Raw genomic sequence first — 17,585 nt, forward strand, 5'->3', positions numbered from 1 at the left:
TCTGTCATCCGCGACATTGCCGGAATCAGGCATCGTGCGCTGTGGGCTACGTGCTCTACCGGGCCCCCGCGTCTCCGTCCGTCAGAGCGCGGGTCAGTCCCATCTGCCACAGAACTGCCTGTGCCCTTTCGTTGGCGTGTGTGATGACCAGCCGCACACCGCGTGCCCGGGCAGCCCGAAGAGCTGTGAAGAACGCTCCGCAACCGTCTGGGCTCAGGTATTTCAGGTTCGTCAGGTCCACCTCCAGGACATCCGGACCTCTGTCGATCACCTGCACAAGGCGCCGCCCCGTCGCGTCGGCGTTACGGAGCCCGAGATCGCCGTGCAGCCGGACCACTTCATGCCCAGGTGGGGGTTGAGGCCGGGACCGCCGATGATGACGGAAACGGAAAAGGTGCATCAGAGCCCCCAGGGCAGCCGGACATGTCCGCCGACCAGGCTTCCCGGCACACCTACGTAGCAGCCTATCGACGCAACGACACAAGCGCCTGCCGCACGTATTCTCCCGCTGCTGGTCGTAGGTGGCCACGCCGGCATTCTTGGTCGGCTCCTCGTTACCTCCGTGGATTGCCGGAGCCAGGCAGTGAACCTCTGCCCCGCCAGGCCCCGCCCGCGGGCCATGCGTTAAAAAGGCGTCAATGGCGCATTCATTCGGGGGACCTATATGACGGGGCAGGGCGTGTCCAAGGAGTACGCGGAGTACCTGGACGGGTATGCCGGCCTTCTCGCGGATGCCTCCGCGACGGGTCGCCGACTGACGCGGGAGGAACTGGACTCGCGCCGCGGCCTGGGTGAGCAGGCCGCGGAGGCGGGTCTCGGGTTGCGCGCGCTGGTCGCTGCCCACATGGCCGCCACTCGGGCGAACTGGCCGACCGGGAACGGCGTTTCCGTGGACGGCGTGCTCGGCGCCGCGGCCCAGGCCGTGGACGCTTTCGCCGAGGGCTATGAGCGGGCCCAGCGGCTCGCCGTACGCCAGGAGGAAGCCGCCCGCCGGGAGTTCATCGACGACCTGCTCTACGGCCGTAGTGACCTGGGACGGCTGGCCCAGCGTGCGGAGCGCTACGGGCTGCGCCTGTCCTACGAGCACGCGGTTGCCGTGGCACGCGGCAAGACCGCCTACGACGAGGGAGACCCAGTTCTGCGTGAGGTGGAGCATGCGTTGATCGGCCGGTTCGGCGACCGGAGCATCCTGCTCACCACGAAGGACGGGCGGCTTGTGTGCATCGCCCCGGGCGACCAGGACGAGGTCCTCGCATACTTTGCCAAACAGGCGTTCGCCGCCACCGGCGGAGGACAGGTGGCGATCGGCCGCCCGCAGCCCGGCGCGGCCGGCGTCGTCCACTCGTACGAGGAGGCTCTGAACGCCCTCGACCTGGCCGAACGCCTGGAACTCGACGAGCCCGTGCTGCGCGCCGCCGACCTCCTCGTCTACCCCGTCCTCACCCGCGACCGGCAGGCCATGGCTGACCTGGTGCAGAGCGCCCTCGGCCCGCTGCGTCAGGCCCGCGGCGGTGCCCAGCCGCTCCTGGACACCCTCACCGCGTACTTCGATTCCGGCTGCGTGTCCGCGGAGGCGGCCCGGCGGCTGTCGCTGAGTGTGCGGGCCTTCACCTATCGCCTGGAGCGCATCCACAAGCTCACCGGCGCCGATCCGTCGGACCCGGTGCACCGCTACACGCTGCAGACCGCGGTGATCGGGGCCCGGTTGCTGGACTGGCCGGCGAAATCCTTTTGAGAGGCGCACTGACGCACCGGTGATCCAGGGCAAGGCCGGGTGGGGTGTTCTCGACGACGGCTGGTACGTCGGGCTGGGCGGGCTCCAGGGCAACAGAACTATCCGCTGCTGGCCCATGCCGAGCTGGCTGACCTCAGTGCGTCACTCAGCACGGGCGGACTCTCCGGCCGTATGCCGTGCATTCACTCGGTCAGCCGCACGAGCTGTTGGCGCGCTGGTGTCGGGAGGCTGGCGGGGTGGGGCGTGTCAGGGCTTGTTCGTGGGTCGGCCCATGAGGAAGGCGACGAGCGTGCCGACCAGCACTGCCCACGCCAATGCCGCCGCCCCGGCCTGTGGCCAGCCCATTACGGCGACGGCCACGGCCGCCGCCACCCCGGCGGCCAGGGCGCGGCCCCTGGTCGCGAACGCCCACTGCTCCCGGGTGCTGCCCGGTCGGCGTAGCTCACCGATAGCGGTCCTGATCACCAGCGCGGCGACCACGATGACCACGGTGAGCAGAGACCCGGCGCCGTTCACGGGGCGCCGATGAAGTGCTGCATGAGGCGGGCGACGGTGACCGTACCGAGCAGCGTCACCTGGGGGCCGTCGCGCTCGATGACGGCGACCAGGGGGCTATGGGTCCGGGTCATCAGTGCCGCGACCTCCATCGGACGCGCATCCGGCCCCACCATGGGCGGGGGATACAGATGACGCGGTGCCCACTCGGCGACGGTGAGGCAGGTCAGACGTTCCGCGAGGTCGGCGTCGTTTCGCTCGTTGACGACACCGGCGAGCAGCGGGTCCTCGGCAATGTAGGCGGGGAGGAGCTGCCGGATGAGCTGGGAGCCGGGCACGATGGCGTGGGGCTGCCCGTCGGGGTCGAGGACGAGCAGGGCCGGCAGCGACTGTTCCGCCAGCATGCGGGCCGCGTCGAGGGCGTCGTCGTCCGTGGTCACGAAGGGGTAGGGCTCGGCGAGATCCCGTGCGCGCATGAGCGTCCTCCTCAGCCGTCGCCCGTAGCGCTGCCGGGTCCGGGGCTGGTCCGCTGGTAGATGTCGGGGATGCCGTCGGCGTCCTCGTCCCGCGTCTCTTCCTCCCACAGGCGGCGGTAGATCCCGTTGCGGCGCTTGATCAGCAGCGCCGCAAGGGCCGCGGCGATCAGGGAGCCGAGGAGCACGGCGGCCTTGATGTGCTCGGCATCGGTCGGGTCGGGGAAGGCGAGTTCGCCGATCAGCAGGGCCACGGTGAAGCCGATCCCGGCGAGTACCGCGAGGGCGAACACATCGGCCCAGGCCAGGTCGGGGTTGAGGCGGGCCCGGGTGAAGCGCGCGGCGAGGTAGGTGCCGACGAATATGCCCAGGGTCTTGCCGGCGACCAGGCCCAGCACCACGCCCAGCGGCTCCGGCTGGGTGAACACCTCGCCCAGCGACGCTGTGGAGACTGCGACGCCTGCGGCGAAGAGAGCGAAGAGTGGTACGGCCACTCCTGCTGAGACCGGGTGCAGCAGATGGGAGGTCCGCTCGGCAGGGGAGGCGTCCTCGCCCTTGTCGCGGGTGGTGCGCAGGATCAGGCCCATCGCCACCCCGGCCACGGTGGCGTGGACGCCTGCGTTGTACATCAGCGCCCAGATGGTGATGCCGAGCGGTACGTACCACCACCAGCCGCGCACCCGATACCGCTGGAGTACGTAGAAGATGACCAGCCCGGCGAGGGCTCCGCCCAGGGCAAGGAAGTTCAGATCACTGGTGAAGAAGATCGCGATGATGAGGATCGCGCCGAGGTCGTCGACGACGGCGAGGGTGAGCAAGAAGGCGCGGAGGGCGGAGGGAAGGTGGGTGCTGAGCACGGCCAGGACCGCGAGGGCGAAGGCGATGTCGGTGGCCATTGGGACCGCCCAGCCCTCCAGGCTGCCGCCACCGACGGTGGCGGTGGCGGCGTATACGGCAGCAGGCACGACCATGCCGCACAGCGCGGCGACAACCGGCAGTGCGGCCGTGGCGGGCGTACGCAGCGAGCCCACGACCAGCTCGCGTTTCAGCTCAATACCTGCGACCAGGAAGAAGATGGCCAGCAGTCCGTCGGCGGTCCAGTGCTCCACCGACAGGTCGAGGCCGAGTGCGGGTATGCCGAAGTGGAAGTCTCGGATCGCCTCGTAGGCGCCGCTCCACGGGGTGTTCGCCCACACCAGCGCCACTACGGCCGCCGCCAGCAGGACCAGCCCGCCGACCGTCTCCGTCCGCAGGGCCTGCGCCACCGCTGTCCGCTCCGGCCACGGCAGAAGACCGAGGAAGGTGGAACGCTCGCGCGGGGCAGCAGCCATCAGAAAAGGCCTCCGGGGCATCGGCATGAGGGCATACGCCCCTTCGACGCCGACCAGACTTCCCGGCACACCCCGCGTGCGGCGCCCGCTCCGGGCGGGCCGCTGACGCGTTCCTAACACCCTAACCGCCTGCACGTGATCACACCAGATGGTCGTTCACCTGCCGCAATGCACAACGAGCGGGCCCGTACACACCAAGGCGCGAGGTGTGCACGGGCCCGCTCAGGAGCCGGGCCGCGGGGGCGGTCAGACGGTGGTCTTCACCGGCTCCTGGTCTTCGTCGCCGTCGGTGATCTCGCCGGCCTTGCGGGCCCGGACGAACTCCAGGAAGGAGTTGAGTTCGCGCTTGACGACCGGGGCGAGGAGGTACAGGCCGATGATGTTGAAGACCGACAGCAGGAAGAGTGCTGAGTCGGCGAGGCTGATCAGCGAGTCGAGGGACATCAGGGCGCCCAGGACCACGAACAGGCTCCAGACGGCCTTGAAGACGGTTTCGCTGGCCTTGCTCTTGCCGAACAGGTACGACCAGGCCTTGAGGCCGTAGTAGCCCCAGGTCAGGATCGTGGAGAAGGCGAACAGCAGCACCGCGATGGTGAGGATGTAGGGGAACCAGGGCAGGACCGTCTCGAAGGCGGCCGAGGTGATGGTGACACCGCCGATGTCCTTGCCCTCGCGGGCCTCGGCCCAGCTGGCCGGGTTGGCGATGACGATGGTCAGCGCGGTCATGGTGCAGATGACGACCGTGTCGATGAACGGCTCCAGCAGGGCGACCAGACCCTCGCTCGCGGGGTGCTTGGTCTTGACCGCGGAGTGGGCGATCGGGGCGGAGCCGAGACCGGCCTCGTTGGAGAACGCGGCGCGCTGGAAACCGATGATCAGGGCGCCGATCACACCGCCCACGACGCCGTCGGCCTCGAAGGCGCCCTGCAGGATGGTCTGGAAGGCGTCGGGCACGTGGGTGACGTTGCCCAGGATGACGACCAGGCAGGCCACGACGTAGATACCGGCCATCGCGGGCACCAGCCGGCTGGTGACCGAGGCGATGGAGCGGATGCCGCCGAGCAGCACGAGACCGACCAGCGCGGAGACGACCAGGCCGAAGAGGACGGCACCGGCGGAGGAGGCCAGGAAGCCGTCCTCGCCGCCGAAGGTCGAGGAGATCTGCGCGTAGCTCTGGTTGGTCTGGAACAGGTTGCCGCCGAACAGGCCGAAGAAGAGGATCATGATCGAGGCGAGGACGGCGAGCACCTTGCCGAGCTTGGCGCCGTTGCTGCCGAAGCGCTCCTTGAGGCCCTTGGGCAGGTAGTGCATCGGCCCGCCGGAGACCGTGCCGTCGGCGTGCACCTCGCGGTACTTCACACCGAGGGTGACCTCGACGAACTTGGTGGCCATGCCGAGCAGGCCGCAAAGGATCATCCAGAACGTGGCGCCGGGGCCGCCCCAGGAGACGGCGACGGCCACACCCGCGATGTTGCCGAGGCCGACCGTGCCGGAGACGGCGGCGGTCAGCGCCTGGAAGTGGTTGACCTCGCCAGGCGACCCCTTCTCGTCGTACTTCCCGCGCACCACGTCGACGGCCAGTCTGAACTTGCGGACCTGCACGAATCCGAACCAGCCGGTGAAGACCAGACCGGCGACGACGAGCCAGGCGACGATGAGGGGCAGCTCCGTTCCACCGACCGGAACGGCGTAGAAGACGACTTCCCCGAGCCACTTGGCTATGGGCTCGAAAAACTCGCTGACAGCTTCGTCGACGGAGTCGGTCATGGAGTCGAGTGACACAGTGGCTACCTCGATGGTGCAGAGGCCGGCGCCTGGTTGCGCCAGCTGATGTGCAGTCTTGAGCGAGCGCCGTCGGCGGCTCTGGGGCGGGGCGGCACAGCCCGCAGACTCGCGATTACCGGCTGTCACCGGTGCGTGCCGACACCCCGTGCAGGCCTGGGTGGGCTGGACAGGGCTTGCGCTGTTCTACCACGGCCTTTACGGAATCTTTAGTGATGCGGATCACGTAACGGCTAGTAAGTGCGGAAAGCGCCAGCGCGTGTGACTGGACCGTTATTCAACTGCGCTGCCACCTCAAGCCTTCACAGACATAGCGAGGTGATCGGATCCGGGAGCGGGCCCAGGGCGGTGAAGTCGCCCGCCGACACGAGCGAATCGCGGCCCTCAGGCAGTGCGGGTTGTACGGCAATGAGCTCGGGGCGTGTCGGTCCCCTCACTGCCAGATGAACACCGCGCCTGCGTCCCTGCCCGGGGCGAAGGGGTCACCTGGGCAGCATCCTTGCCAACATGCGGAACCCTCGTGCGCTTGGGGGCCTTCCGGGGGCCCACTCCGATCCTCGCGCTGATGGACCTCGTCCGCAGCACCCTCAGCCCGCTGGAGCAAGCCCGCGGCGGAGCCCAGCCCCTCCTCGACACGCTGCCCACCTACTTCGACACCGGCTGCGTGGCCGCCGAAACCGCCCGCCGACTGTCACTGAGCGTGCGGGCGCTGACCTACCGCCTGGAACGCGTCCACACTCTGACCGGCACCGACCCCAGCGACCCTGCACACCGCTACACCCTGCAGACCGCGGTCATCGGCGCCCGCCTGTTCGACTGGCCGACCAGACCCCTGTGATCCACAGACCCCCAAGGCCACCGTCTGACCGACGAAGGCGTCGCCAGCACAGTCGGCCAGGGGTGTGCCGGAAATCCCCCTCGGCAATTCACGAGATCTGACGTAAGCGCCGACCTGGCGAGTCCCGTGTTTGCCCACGCCTTGGAGGATTCCGCGTAGGCGCTTGCCCTGCGCGACTCGGAACTGGAGCGGCCGGGTGAGAAGCACCGTCGGCGCCCAGGTGTCGGCCGGTAGTGGGTGTCGGGTACCGGCGGAAATGGGTACTGGGCCCGATGGTGATGCCGCAAGGCTGTGTGTGACAGTGGCATGGACCCTTATGCGTCAGTTCTCCGGTAGGAGGAGCCATGACGCAGCCCGGCACCGATCCGCTGCACGAACTTGCGGCGCAGACGCGGCGAAGCGATCCTCAGTTCGCCCGCGGTCTGGAGACCAGGGCGCCCGCGCCGGCCGTGCGAATTCCGGCGACGGCGTGGCCTGGCCTTGGCGCTGGTGGCCCGCTCTGCGGCGATGCGTCCCATGGTCATCCTCACCGCTCCCGTCCTGGACGGTGTCACCTACCGCAGGCACGCACCGCAGCTGACGTGCTGGGACCGCGCAGTGTCCTGACGTACCCGGCGCCCGGCGGTCCGGCACTGCTGGCGCGGCCTTCAGCTGCCCGTATGTACCCCGGCGGGCCAGGGCAATCCCCTCGGCGAGCAAGGACCACGGCTCCCGTGTCTGTTCTGCCCGGCGTCACGGAAGGTAGCTTGGTGGAGAAGGCCCCTGTAAGGAGGGCGGTTTGATGCCGTGGTTCCTGTGGCTGCTCGCCGCCGGGGTGTTGGGTGCCGCGGAGTTCTTCACCCTGACACTCGTTTTCGGGTTGCTGGCGGGCGCTGCGCTGGTGGCCGCCGTAGTCGCTGGTGTGGGCATCGGTGTTCTCGGCCAGCTCGTTGCCTTCGCGATAGCAGCGGGAGCGGGTCTCGTCATCGTCCGTCCGGTCGCGCTGCGGCATATGGCACAGCAGCCCCTCACACGCGAGGGCAGTGATGCGCTGATCGGCAAGCGGGCCGAGGTCATGCAGGAGGTCACCGCAACCCACGGCCTGATCAAACTCTCCGGCGAGGAGTGGTCCGCCCGCGCCCTCGACGAGAGCCTTGTGATCCCGGTGGGAGCGCTGGTGGACGTCATGGAGATCGAAGGCGCCACAGCCATCGTCTACCCCCGCGAGCTCCTTCTGTGAACGGCTGAACACACAGCAACGGAGGCACACTGTGGATCCAGTTGTCATCCTCACTCTTGTGGCGGCCATCGTCGTCGTCTTCCTCGTGGCCTCCACTGTGCGGATCGTCCCGCAGGCGCGCCGCTACAACATCGAGCGGTTCGGCCGATATCGCCGGACGCTGCAACCCGGCCTGAACTTCGTTGTGCCGGTGGCGGACCGCATCAACACCAAACTCGACGTGCGTGAGCAGGTCTATTCCTCCGATCCCAGGCCGGTGATCACCGAGGACAACCTCGTGGTGAACATCGACACCGTGCTCTACTACCAGATCACTGACCCGCGGGCGGCGGCCTACGAGGTCGCTGACTACCTGCAGGCGATCGATCAGCTCACCGTGACCACGCTGCGGAACGTCATCGGCAGCATGGACCTGGAGGAGACGCTCACCTCGCGTGAGGAGATCAACTCCCGGCTCCGCGCCGTCCTCGACGATGCCACCGGCAAGTGGGGCATCCGGGTCAACCGCGTAGAGATCAAGGCCATCGATCCACCGCACACCATCAAGGAAGCGATGGAGAAGCAGATGCGGGCCGAGCGTGACAAGCGCGCGGCCATCCTGCACGCCGAAGGGGAGCGGCAGGCCAAGATCCTGACCGCGGAAGGCACCAGGCAGAAGGACATCCTGGAGGCACAGGGCACGCAGCAAGCCATGATCTTGCGGGCGGACGGCGAGGCCAAGGCGGTGGAGCTCGTCTTCCAGGCTGTCCATCGCAACAATGCCGACCCGAAGATCCTGGCCTACAAGTACCTGGAGACGCTCCCGCACTTGGCGAGCAGCGACAACAACACGTTCTGGGTGATCCCGGGGGAGCTGACCGAGGCGGTGCGGACCGTCACCCGTGCGTTCGGCGACCAGCCGACTGCGGGTTCGCACACACCCGCGCAACCCGAGGAAGCAGCCACCGCCGACGCCGACGACACGTCGCAAGAAAGCCGGGTTCCAGAGCTCGATGCAGGCTCGGCGGTTTCGATGGACGCGGCGGCGGCTGCTGACGAGGCCGGGAAGGAGGCCGCCGCCGCAGTGAGCGACGCCAAGGCGGAGGCAGCGGCCGCAATGTCGCCCCAGGTACCGCGCCGGGCGCAGACGTCCGGAGATTGAGCCCACCCTCGGGCTGTCGCAAGGACCGCCGTGACGCGAAGCGGCGGCGACAGACGCCACGGGCGACGACCCGCTGCGGCGCGCCGCCGACCTGCCGGCCTTCCCCCTCCTGGCTCGCGACCGGCAGTCGCTCCTGATCCCCCCGCGAGCACTTACGAGTTGGTGCGTGATAGCGGGTGGGGCGTGTTTGGCCTGGTCGTGGATTGTTTTTCAGACGTTGATGGTGCGATCGGATACGAGGCTGGCGATGGCGCGGTAGGTGTCGGGCAGGCGGTCGCGGCGGTGGGTCCAGCGCGTCAGTTGCTTCCAGCGTTTGTGATCGGCGAGGGCGTGTTCGACGGTGATGCGGTCGGATGAGTGCCCGTGGCGGTCACGTTCCCACTGTTCAACTCTGCCGGGCAGTGCTCCCGGACGCGGTTTTCTGGGCGGTGTGATTGCTTGCCCGCGGTGGTCGCGGCTCAGGCCGAGATAGCCATCGTCCAGAAGGACCTCGACGTCGGGGAAGTGCTGGAAGCAGATGGCGATGCCCTCGTTGCGGGCAGCCGTCGCGTCGTGCATACGCCCAGGTCGCAGGGCATCGGTCCATAACGTGCGGCCAAGCCAGTCGGCGATAACGGTGGCCTTCATGGTGTTCTGCTTCTTCTTCCCAGACACGAACACGCGCCGGCCGCCACGTCCGGCCGGCGGTCGGCGGACCTGGATCTCGGTGGCATCCAGCCGCAGCTCGATGCCTTCGGCCTGGGCGTAGGCGAACACGTCGGCCAGAGTCCGTAACCGCAGGCCGGGGCGGTCGGGGACCGCGCACCCTCGCTCGGCCAGGAGCGTGCGTACTTCTGCGATCGCACGGGTGATGGTGGAGCGGTCGACGCCGAACAGCAGCCCCAGCACCGCGTGCGGTAGGTCGTGTCGCAGATGGATCAGCGTGGCCACCAGCCGGTCGACGAACACCAACTGGTGGCGGGCGCCGGCACCCGCAGCCCGCTTCCTGGCCCCACCTCGTGCAGCGTGCCGGCGGCCCTCGAGACCGGCCTGCCACGGCACCGCCAACTCCTCGACCAGAGACGCGAGATGACGCCGGGAGATCCCGGTGAACAGCCGATGCGCCAGCACCGCCCGATTGACCATGATCGACACACCAGAATCATGCCACCGACCAGGCACGACGCCTCACCCGCTATCACGCACCAACTCGTTACCTGTTCGTGGCGACCATGAAGGCCAGCAGCAACACCGATGGGCGGAGTGCAGACCTGCCCATCCATCAGCTCGGTGTGGCCATTGCCGTCGGTGCCGCAGCAACCGGTGCGGCATGGCTGATCTCGCGCAGGCGCGCATGAAGCGGTGTGCCGTGAGAGGTCTGTTCCGGCCTGCCACGACGAACGGTCCCTGGACGCCCGCCACGGCGCCTCGACTCCCGGCGATCAGTCACTTCCATACCGGGACCCGTCACCCGGCCTACGGAGAACGGGAGCTGCACCGCTCGCTGCCGATGCTGCTGCGCGTTTTCGCACCAGATCCTCCCGGCGGCCTGGTGCCTGTCGGCTGATGCTGCGGTGTGCGGCCTTGCCGTAGCGGCCTCAGTCTCTGGCCTGGGGCGGCTCGGACGCCGGGTGCCCGGGTTGAGGGGACTGTGGGGGCGTGGGCGGGGCTGTGTCATTGGAGGGAGCCAGAGCCTCGCCCGGGATGACGCGGGGTGCCGCCCCTTCTCCGGCCACGGTCTGTTCCCCGGTGCTGGCGCGCTCCTCCTTCATGGCACGGGCCTCGGCTTTGAGGATGCGGGCCGACTTGCCTGCGGAGCGGGCGAGTTCGGGGAGCTTCTTGGCCGCGAGGACGGCTATGACGACGATGAGGATGACGGCGAGTTCGCTCAGTCCGAACATGCAGGTCCTGGCTTTCTCTTTCAGGGCCCGGGCCGGGCGCGGCGCGAGCATATCGAGCGGCGGGGGGACGACGGTGTCGCTGTCCGGGTTTGGTGTCGGCCACCGTGAGCCGGAGTGGCTGGGAGGCTGCGCAAGCCGCGCATACGGCTGGGGCCGCGATTACAGGTGGGGAGAGATCGACGGCAGCAGGTCCTGGAACGTGCGGCCGACGGCGGGTTCGCCGATGGCCTTCATCTGCCAGCCGCTGCCGCTGCGGTGGACCTTCGCCATGATCTGGGCCGTGTGGTTGCCGCCGCCGGTGAGTGTGTAGCGGGCCAGCTCGGTTCCCGTGGTCTCGTCGACGAGGCGGCAGAAGGCGTTCTGCACTTGGGTGAACGTCTGGCCGGTGAAGGAGTTCACGGTGAAGACGATCTGGTCGATGTGGGCGGGGACCCTGGCCAGGTCTACGAGGATGGCCTCGTCGTCGCCTCCGGCGCCGGCGCCGCCGGTGAGGTTGTCTCCGGTGTGCCGGACCGAACCGTCGTCGCTGGTCAGGTGCTGGAAGAAGATGACGTCAGCGATCCGCCCGGAGGTGAACAGTACGGCGGAGGCGTCCAGGTCGATCTCACTGCCTCCAGTGAGCTTGGCCAGGAAGCCTTTGCGTGGTGCGGCCTGCCAGCCGAGGCCCATGCGTACGGAGGTCAGGCTGCTGCCGTCGGATTTGGTGAGGCTGATCTGCTGGCCCTTGCTCAGATCGACCGACATGGGGGTGCTCCTTCGGGTGCGTACGGCTCTTGTGTAGGGCTCTGTCGCGCGTTGAGGCGGCGGGTGGCGTCAGGGGATGGGCCGGACGGTGTCGTCGGGGCCAGCGGGTGAGGGCTTTGGGAGCGTGGCGCGAAGGAGTGGGTCCTCGCTGATGCGGCGTCTCAGGTGGGGCAGCATTCCGCGGTCGAGTAGCGCCTGTTGCCAGGTGATCCGTGCCTGTTCCAGGCGGTCGGCTGAGGGGATACCGTGTCGTTGCTGTAGGGCCGTGCGCAGGAGGGCGGTCAGGGCGAGCAGGGTGCTCACCGCCGCGATGAGCGCGAGCACCCAGCCCGCGGTGACGAGTGAGGCGGGCAAGCTGCCTGATATCTCGGCGAGTTGGAGAACGTAGCCGAGCAGGAGCAGGATAGCCGCGGACGTGGCGGCCACCAGCGGCGTGAGCACGCTGAGCGCCGACAACAGGGTGGCTTTGCTCGGCGGGTGCTCCGGACCGTGCGGGGCGGACGATCGTACGGCGAGGTACGTGTCGTAGGCATCGCCCGCCTCCGCCGTGATCTCGTCGGCGGCGTCGAGGGCGTGGGCGCGGAGATACCTGGCCGCGTGGCCGGTGGGGTCGGCGAGGAGGGCTGCGCGGATGTCCGCGGTGCTCAGTGCGAGATGCAGTACCGCTTCGAAGTCCGCGCGGTCCTCCGGGCGGAGGCGGTGCAGGCCGGCCACGTGGTCTCCTCGTTGGTTGCTGAGGCGGTCGCAGAGGGAGCCGCGGTGTGGGACTGCTTCGACGGCGCGACCACCGGTCCTGTCCTGAGCGACAGGTCCGGTGGTGTCATGTCGGTCCGTGTCAGACGTTGACGCCGAAGTCGGAGGCGATGCCGGCCAGGCCGGAGGCGTATCCCTGGCCGACCGCGCGGAACTTCCACTCCGGGCCGTTGCGGTAGAGCTCGCCGAAGACCATCGCGGTCTCGGTGGCGGCGTCCTCGGACAGGTCGTAGCGGGCGATCTCGGCTCCGCCGGCCTGGTTGACGACGCGGATGAAGGCCCCTCGGACCTGGCCGAAGCTGTGGCCACGGTTCTCGGCGTCGTGGATGGACACTGGGAAGACGATCCGGTCGACCTCGGCCGGTACGGCCGCGAGGTTCACCTTGACGACCTCGTCGTCACCCTCGCCCTCACCGGTGAGGTTGTCCCCGGTGTGCTCGACCGAACCGTCCGGGCTCTTCAGATTGTTGAAGAAGACGAAGTGCTGGTCCGACGGGACCTTCCCGGAGGCGTCGAGGAGCAGCGCGGAGGCGTCGAGGTCGTAGTCGGTGCCTGTGGTCGTGCGCACGTCCCAGCCCAGGCCGACCAGGACGGCGGTCAGGCCCGGTGCCTCCTTGCTGAGCGAGACATTGCCACCCTTGGACAGGGAAACTCCCACGACGTACTCCTTCTCGGCGGGTGCGGTCACGGTCCGCGGCGCGGACCCGGATCAAGAATCTACAGCACTGTAGAGACAGTGAAAGGATGGCGGGGCCGGGCGGCAGACGCAGCGAGCGTGACCCATCTGCGGGGCACTGGCCCCGAAGCGGTCTGTCAGTCCTGTGAGTTGCCGAACGGCAGGCGGTGGCCGATCAGCAGCGCGAGTGCACCGGCGATGGCCGAGCCCCAGCTCGCGGCGTCGAAGAACTCCCGCTGCACCGCTAGTCGAGGGGCTCCGGCGACAGCCAGCCGCCCGCGAAGGCGCCGGCGATGCCGATGACCGTCGTGTCGATACAGTCCCGCGGATCCCGGGCAGGCGGGCCTTGGCGATCGCGCCGGCGGGAAGGCCCGGAATCAGCCATGCGATGACACCCGTTTATCTTGTTCCCTTCGGCCAGCCCGACTGTCCTGGCTTCTGGCGGGCGGTGCCGAGCACCGTAGCTTCTACAATTATGTAGAGGATTTGGTGGTGGGCTGGTGCGGACTCCTTGGGAGGCACGGAGTTGCTCCGGGCGTCTATACGATGTCCGCCCGGGAAACGGGATGATGGCGGAAGGGAGGCAGGGTGTGACGGATCACCGGCAGCGTCCCCGGCGGCGGGGGCAGGGCGAGCTGGAGGCACAGGTCCTGTCGGCGCTCGCCGAGGCGGATGGTCCGGCGACCGCGGGCTGGGTGCAGGAGCGTCTGGGCGGGGATCTTGCCTATACGACGGTGATCACGATCCTGACCCGGCTGCTGGCCAAGGGGGCGGTCACACGGGAGCAGGCGGGCCGTTCCTTCGCCTGGACGCCCACGTCGGACCAGGCGGGCCTGGCCGCCGGGAAGATGCGCCGGGTGCTGGACGCCGAGAACGACCGGGAAGCGGTGCTGGCCAGCTTCGTCACCGGCCTCGGCCCTGACGACGAGCGGCTGCTGCGCGAACTGCTGGGTCAGCCGCTGAGCGAAGGGGAAGACTGACATCTCATGGGGGTCTTCGTCTTTCTGCCGCTGGTCCTGCCGTTAACGGCGTGGCCGATCGCGCGCCTCGCCGAGCAGCGTCTGCATCCAAGGACCGCGACGCGGCTGCTGACCGGAGTGGCCGCGGTGATGGGCACGTGCAGCACGGTGTGCCTGGGGCTGGTCATGGTGGTCGGCACCGCCCAGCTGCCCGGCAACCCCCTGCCGGACGGCTGGTCGGACCCCGAGGTGCGCGAGGCGGTCCCGTACGACGAGGTCGCGGGCAAGGCGGCCATCCCCGCGCTCGTCGCGGTGATCGTGGCCTGCGGCCGGACCTTGTGGCGGCACGGCCGGGTGCGACGGCGCGCCCACCACGCGCTGGCAGGGCTGCCGGGTACGGAAGTGGCCGTCCTGCCCGATGGCGTCCCGTACGCGTACGCGCTGCCGGGCGGCCGACGGGACCGGGTGGTGGTGACCACGGCCCTGCTGGACTGCCTGGAACCGGATGAGCGCCGGGCGCTGTTCGCCCATGAGCGGGCGCATCTGACCGCCCGGCACCACCGCTTCCTGCTCACCGTTCAACTGGCCGCGCGCGCCAACCCTTTCCTGCGGCCACTGCGTACGGCGGTGTCGTACACCGCGGAGCGATGGGCGGACGAGGAAGCGGCCCGGGCGGTCGGCAGTCGGCGGGCCGTTGCGTGCGCGATCGGCAAGGCGGCCCTCGTGTCGCGCGGGACGCCGGTGCCCACATTCGCGGGGCTCGCGGCACCCGGGCCGGTGCCGCGCCGGGTGGCGGCCCTGCTCGGGCCCGCTCCGGTGGTGCGCAGCTGGCCGTCGGTGTTCACGTCGGTGGGCCTTGCCGCGTGGGGTGCGGCCGCGGGAACCGCTGTATCAGCAATGTCGTCAGCGAACTCCGCCGTGACGATGGTCCTCATCCTGCATGCGGCGACGCCCCTCTGACCCGCAGGGGCAGTTCGGTCAGGCATAGGCCCGAAGCATCGAGAGTCTGGTGACGAGCCTTTCCATGGGGCGACGCCCGAAGACGGACGAACAGCACCAGACAGTCGGTCAGAATGCTCGCCAGGGCGAGCCCGGGCCCGTCTCCGTCCCGTCTCGCCCCATACTTGGCAGGTTGCCGATTCAGTTCTGCCCCAGCGGATTCGTCTTATGTCGACGCCGAGGAGTTCGAGCAGGCGGAGCTGGCTGAGGCATTGGTCGCGCCGGAGCCGGAGGCCGGACAGTGCGGTCCAGGAGTGCGCGGCTGACGAGAATGTGGCCGATCGGCTCTTCGCGGCCGACGTGGACGTGGGAGAACCGCTGTCGGCGCCTCGGCTCCCCATCCGCTCCGGCAAACGGCCCGGAGGCGGCCGAGGCTGAATGGAAGGCCTCCCTGGGGGAGAAGCTCCAGGGGGGCGACGCCGGTCCTCGTGGTGGCCCGCCGTGACCGGGCGGGGGGATCGGCTCCTGCAGGGGGCCGAGAGCACGATGCTGGCCAGCGTCCGGCGCTGGCCGGGATCGCGGCCGTGCGGACGGGCGGTGTGCCGGGCGGCGGCCCCTGGGTGCCGGCCCGGCACATGTGCCGTTTGTTGGTCAGAGATCGAACTCGTGCGGCGGCAGGTCGAGAGTGAAGCACGCCTCTCGGACCACAGCCTGCTCGTCCTTGTCGAAGTCGCCGCCGGTGCCGCCGATGACGATGCCGATCTGGATGACGGCACGCGCCTCGGCGGGCTTCTTCTTCGCCTTGGCGATCTCCTGAAGGACGCTGACCTTGCCGAAGTCGAAGTCGGTGGTGAGCTTGTTGAGGTTGTCCTCGAAGCGCCGCTGCAGGTCCATGGCGTCGAAGTTCTGCAGCACCTCGTTGGAGGCGATCAGCTGCGCCACCCGCTGCCGTTCGGAGGGGTCGACGGTGCCGTCGGCGGCGGCGACGAGCGCGCACATGGCCATGCTCGCGTCGCGGAAGGCGCCGCCCTTGAGGTCGTTCTTCTTCGCAGTGAGCTGGGTCTGCATCTGCGATGCGGACTCCTTGAGGCGGTCCCACAGGGCCATGAGAACTCCGTACGTGTCGGAAGGATGCCCGGACGGAGGCGCTCCGGACAGCATTTCTTCTACAGCAACGTAGAAGCTACCAGCAGGGTGCGAAGCGGAGAGCCGCTCCGCACCCTGCTGCGCATCCTTTACCGGGTGCTGTCGGGGGGCATCAGCTCTCTTCTTCCTCGTCGCCCTCGAAGAAGTCCCCGACCTCGTCGACGACTTCGGCAGCCACCATGCCGCCGACGACGCCGATCGCGAGCCCGGCCGCACCCGCTGCGACGGCGGTGCCCATGCCGGGTCCAGAGCGGTGCCCGTTGTGGTGGTGGTCGTCGTGCCCGTTGTGCCCGCTGTGGCCGTACGCGGAGTGAGAGCCGTACGACGCCCGGTGCTCGACCAGGTGCCGGATCCAGCCGTCGACTTCGGTGTTCCAGTCCCGTACGTCGTGGTGTCCGACCGTGAAGCGGGTCAGCGCATCGTGCCCTCCGGTGAAGAAATCGCCACGCTTGTCGGCCTCCAGGATCACCTCGACGCTGGCGGGGTTCGAGAGGAAGGTCAGCTCGATCTCGTTGACCTGGTGCGCGTACTGCGGGGCCGGGGTGAGTTCGATCTCCTGGTAGAAGGGCAGCTGTTGCCCGGTGCCGCTGATGCGGCCGTACTCCAGGTCGGCGGAGCGGAAGCCGAACCCGAGCTGCCCGAGGGCCTCCAGGATCGCCTCCTGCGCGGGCAGCGGGCCCACGGTCAGCTGGTCGAGGTCGCCCTTGTCCTTCGCGCCGGCCACCGCCAGCTCGGTGCGCACGCCGAGCACGATGCCCAGCGGCTGGCCGTACAGCTCGGTGACCGGGGTCTCCCACGGCAGCGTCACCGCGAACGCCATGCCGCGCTCCTCACCTGCCGCGAGCCGGAAGCCCCCGCCCACGGTGAACCGGTCGAAGATAACGACACCCTCGCTCTCCCCGTCGTCGTGCTCGGCCTCCACCCGAGCCACCAGTTCCAGGGTGATCTGCTCGATGCCGAAGTCGGCGTCGCCGCCCTTGAGGCGGACCTCCCCCGACAGACTGCCGCCCGGCCGGGTCGGGCCCGGCGTGAGGACTGTGTCCACCGTGGGCCCGCCCACGCCGAGCGAACCAAGCAGCCGTTTGAACACCATCGCGGCGTCCACTCCTTTACATGCGTCCGTCATGCGCGTCTGTCGCGTGGAACAACCCGGCAGGCCCGGGCGTTCTCTACACGCGAGTAGAAGCATAGGGTGGACGGACCCGCCGAAGGCGGCGTCACCACCCCGGATGCGGGAAAGTCCGAAAACCGCCTCAAACTCGCGGCCGCCAAGGACTTGACCGGCCGGCTTTGCTTGACCTTTACCATGGGGGAGAGAGGGCTGACACCCTCCCGACCTGTCGCACCGAACCGACCCGTCTACCGAAGACGTCGTCCCGAAAAGGAGCCAGAGTCCCGCAATGGGTGAGCCTCCCAGTACCGGCCGTGCCATGCCCTGCCCAGGTCACAGACTTGAGGGAACGGGGGTGGCACG

At 68.9% G+C, this 17,585-nt stretch carries 17 protein-coding genes and 2 pseudogenes; 6 read left to right on the forward strand and 13 right to left on the reverse strand.

Annotated features, from left to right (window positions below):
- Window positions 1-55 precede the first annotated feature (55 nt).
- Window positions 56-400: an STAS domain-containing protein gene (locus tag OG331_RS40630; RefSeq protein ID WP_406206300.1), complete on the reverse strand. Its 345-nt coding sequence runs from the start codon at window positions 398-400 to the stop codon at window positions 56-58.
- A 264-nt stretch (window positions 401-664) separates the two neighbouring features.
- Between OG331_RS40630 and OG331_RS40635 the strand changes: the two genes are divergently transcribed.
- Window positions 665-1,735 (forward strand): PucR family transcriptional regulator, encoded by a 1,071-nt coding sequence (locus OG331_RS40635; RefSeq protein ID WP_406206303.1) that lies wholly within the window; start codon window positions 665-667, stop codon window positions 1,733-1,735.
- Window positions 1,736-1,981: 246 nt separating this feature from the next.
- On the opposite strand, the gene OG331_RS40640 is transcribed toward OG331_RS40635, so the two are convergent.
- The 4 genes from OG331_RS40640 to OG331_RS40655 form a co-directional block, all read right to left on the reverse strand.
- The gene (locus OG331_RS40640; protein WP_406206305.1) at window positions 1,982-2,251 is read right to left on the reverse strand and encodes a hypothetical protein; all 270 of its coding nucleotides are present in this window, start codon (window positions 2,249-2,251) and stop codon (window positions 1,982-1,984) included.
- Window positions 2,248-2,706: a CBS domain-containing protein gene (locus OG331_RS40645; protein WP_406206308.1), complete on the reverse strand. Its 459-nt coding sequence runs from the start codon at window positions 2,704-2,706 to the stop codon at window positions 2,248-2,250. The genes OG331_RS40640 and OG331_RS40645 overlap by 4 nt, the downstream gene beginning before the upstream one ends.
- Window positions 2,707-2,717: 11 nt before the next feature.
- Window positions 2,718-4,034: a Na+/H+ antiporter NhaA gene (gene nhaA / locus OG331_RS40650; protein ID WP_406206311.1), complete on the reverse strand. Its 1,317-nt coding sequence runs from the start codon at window positions 4,032-4,034 to the stop codon at window positions 2,718-2,720.
- A 246-nt stretch (window positions 4,035-4,280) separates the two neighbouring features.
- On the reverse strand, window positions 4,281-5,816 hold the full coding sequence (locus tag OG331_RS40655) for an alanine/glycine:cation symporter family protein (protein ID WP_406206314.1): 1,536 nt from the start codon (window positions 5,814-5,816) through the stop codon (window positions 4,281-4,283).
- Between the two features lie 559 nt (window positions 5,817-6,375).
- On the opposite strand from OG331_RS40655, the pseudogene OG331_RS40660 reads away from it, so the two are divergent.
- The 3 genes and pseudogenes from OG331_RS40660 to OG331_RS40670 form a co-directional block, all read left to right on the forward strand.
- A pseudogene (locus OG331_RS40660) lies at window positions 6,376-6,654 on the forward strand (PucR family transcriptional regulator); the annotation flags it as partial.
- A gap of 781 nt (window positions 6,655-7,435) precedes the next feature.
- Window positions 7,436-7,873: an NfeD family protein gene (locus tag OG331_RS40665; RefSeq protein WP_406206317.1), complete on the forward strand. Its 438-nt coding sequence runs from the start codon at window positions 7,436-7,438 to the stop codon at window positions 7,871-7,873.
- 31 nt (window positions 7,874-7,904) lie between these two features.
- Window positions 7,905-9,014 (forward strand): SPFH domain-containing protein, encoded by a 1,110-nt coding sequence (locus OG331_RS40670; protein ID WP_406206320.1) that lies wholly within the window; start codon window positions 7,905-7,907, stop codon window positions 9,012-9,014.
- Between the two features lie 210 nt (window positions 9,015-9,224).
- Here the strand turns inward: OG331_RS40670 and OG331_RS40675 are convergent, their stop codons facing one another.
- From OG331_RS40675 to OG331_RS40700, 6 genes and pseudogenes are all read right to left on the reverse strand, one after another.
- Window positions 9,225-10,139, reverse strand: coding sequence for a transposase family protein (locus OG331_RS40675; protein WP_406210635.1), 915 nt, complete (start codon window positions 10,137-10,139; stop codon window positions 9,225-9,227).
- Window positions 10,140-10,591: 452 nt separating this feature from the next.
- Window positions 10,592-10,894 carry a twin-arginine translocase TatA/TatE family subunit gene (locus OG331_RS40680; RefSeq protein ID WP_406206323.1) on the reverse strand — a complete coding sequence of 101 codons (303 nt, stop codon included), beginning with the start codon at window positions 10,892-10,894 and terminating at the stop codon, window positions 10,592-10,594.
- A 159-nt stretch (window positions 10,895-11,053) separates the two neighbouring features.
- On the reverse strand, window positions 11,054-11,638 hold the full coding sequence (locus OG331_RS40685; protein WP_406206326.1) for a TerD family protein: 585 nt from the start codon (window positions 11,636-11,638) through the stop codon (window positions 11,054-11,056).
- 69 nt (window positions 11,639-11,707) lie between these two features.
- On the reverse strand, window positions 11,708-12,352 hold the full coding sequence (locus OG331_RS40690; RefSeq protein WP_406206329.1) for a hypothetical protein: 645 nt from the start codon (window positions 12,350-12,352) through the stop codon (window positions 11,708-11,710).
- Between the two features lie 121 nt (window positions 12,353-12,473).
- The gene (locus OG331_RS40695; RefSeq protein WP_328878779.1) at window positions 12,474-13,049 is read right to left on the reverse strand and encodes a TerD family protein; all 576 of its coding nucleotides are present in this window, start codon (window positions 13,047-13,049) and stop codon (window positions 12,474-12,476) included.
- A 155-nt stretch (window positions 13,050-13,204) separates the two neighbouring features.
- Window positions 13,205-13,457, reverse strand: a pseudogene (locus OG331_RS40700) (GlsB/YeaQ/YmgE family stress response membrane protein).
- Between the two features lie 200 nt (window positions 13,458-13,657).
- Between OG331_RS40700 and OG331_RS40705 the strand changes: the two are divergent.
- Entirely contained in the window at window positions 13,658-14,047 is a 390-nt protein-coding gene (locus OG331_RS40705; protein ID WP_406206332.1) for a BlaI/MecI/CopY family transcriptional regulator, read from the forward strand.
- A gap of 6 nt (window positions 14,048-14,053) precedes the next feature.
- Window positions 14,054-14,986: a M56 family metallopeptidase gene (locus OG331_RS40710; protein WP_406206335.1), complete on the forward strand. Its 933-nt coding sequence runs from the start codon at window positions 14,054-14,056 to the stop codon at window positions 14,984-14,986.
- A 630-nt stretch (window positions 14,987-15,616) separates the two neighbouring features.
- Here OG331_RS40710 and OG331_RS40715 read toward each other — a convergent pair.
- Together OG331_RS40715 and OG331_RS40720 are read right to left on the reverse strand one after the other, a co-directional pair.
- On the reverse strand, window positions 15,617-16,072 hold the full coding sequence (locus OG331_RS40715) for a tellurite resistance TerB family protein (RefSeq protein WP_406206338.1): 456 nt from the start codon (window positions 16,070-16,072) through the stop codon (window positions 15,617-15,619).
- 151 nt (window positions 16,073-16,223) lie between these two features.
- A complete protein-coding gene (locus OG331_RS40720; RefSeq protein ID WP_406206341.1) occupies window positions 16,224-17,204 on the reverse strand; it encodes a sporulation protein in 981 nt (326 codons plus the stop codon).
- Between the last annotated feature and the right edge of the window lie 381 nt (window positions 17,205-17,585).

It is taken from the genome of Streptomyces sp. NBC_01017, from assembly GCF_045162795.1.
GTDB classification, from domain to species: domain Bacteria; phylum Actinomycetota; class Actinomycetes; order Streptomycetales; family Streptomycetaceae; genus Streptomyces; species Streptomyces machairae.

Coding starts and splice junctions, on each gene's coding strand:
- OG331_RS40675 (WP_406210635.1), bottom strand. CDS start 10,139: ATGGTCAATCGGGCGGTGCTGGCGCATCGGCTGTTCACCGGGATCTCC.
- OG331_RS40715 (WP_406206338.1), bottom strand. CDS start 16,072: ATGGCCCTGTGGGACCGCCTCAAGGAGTCCGCATCGCAGATGCAGACC.
- OG331_RS40685 (WP_406206326.1), bottom strand. CDS start 11,638: ATGTCGGTCGATCTGAGCAAGGGCCAGCAGATCAGCCTCACCAAATCC.
- OG331_RS40645 (WP_406206308.1), bottom strand. CDS start 2,706: ATGCGCGCACGGGATCTCGCCGAGCCCTACCCCTTCGTGACCACGGAC.
- OG331_RS40630 (WP_406206300.1), bottom strand. CDS start 400: ATGCACCTTTTCCGTTTCCGTCATCATCGGCGGTCCCGGCCTCAACCC.
- OG331_RS40665 (WP_406206317.1), top strand. CDS start 7,436: ATGCCGTGGTTCCTGTGGCTGCTCGCCGCCGGGGTGTTGGGTGCCGCG.
- nhaA (WP_406206311.1), bottom strand. CDS start 4,034: ATGGCTGCTGCCCCGCGCGAGCGTTCCACCTTCCTCGGTCTTCTGCCG.
- OG331_RS40635 (WP_406206303.1), top strand. CDS start 665: ATGACGGGGCAGGGCGTGTCCAAGGAGTACGCGGAGTACCTGGACGGG.
- OG331_RS40720 (WP_406206341.1), bottom strand. CDS start 17,204: ATGGTGTTCAAACGGCTGCTTGGTTCGCTCGGCGTGGGCGGGCCCACG.
- OG331_RS40680 (WP_406206323.1), bottom strand. CDS start 10,894: ATGTTCGGACTGAGCGAACTCGCCGTCATCCTCATCGTCGTCATAGCC.
- OG331_RS40710 (WP_406206335.1), top strand. CDS start 14,054: ATGGGGGTCTTCGTCTTTCTGCCGCTGGTCCTGCCGTTAACGGCGTGG.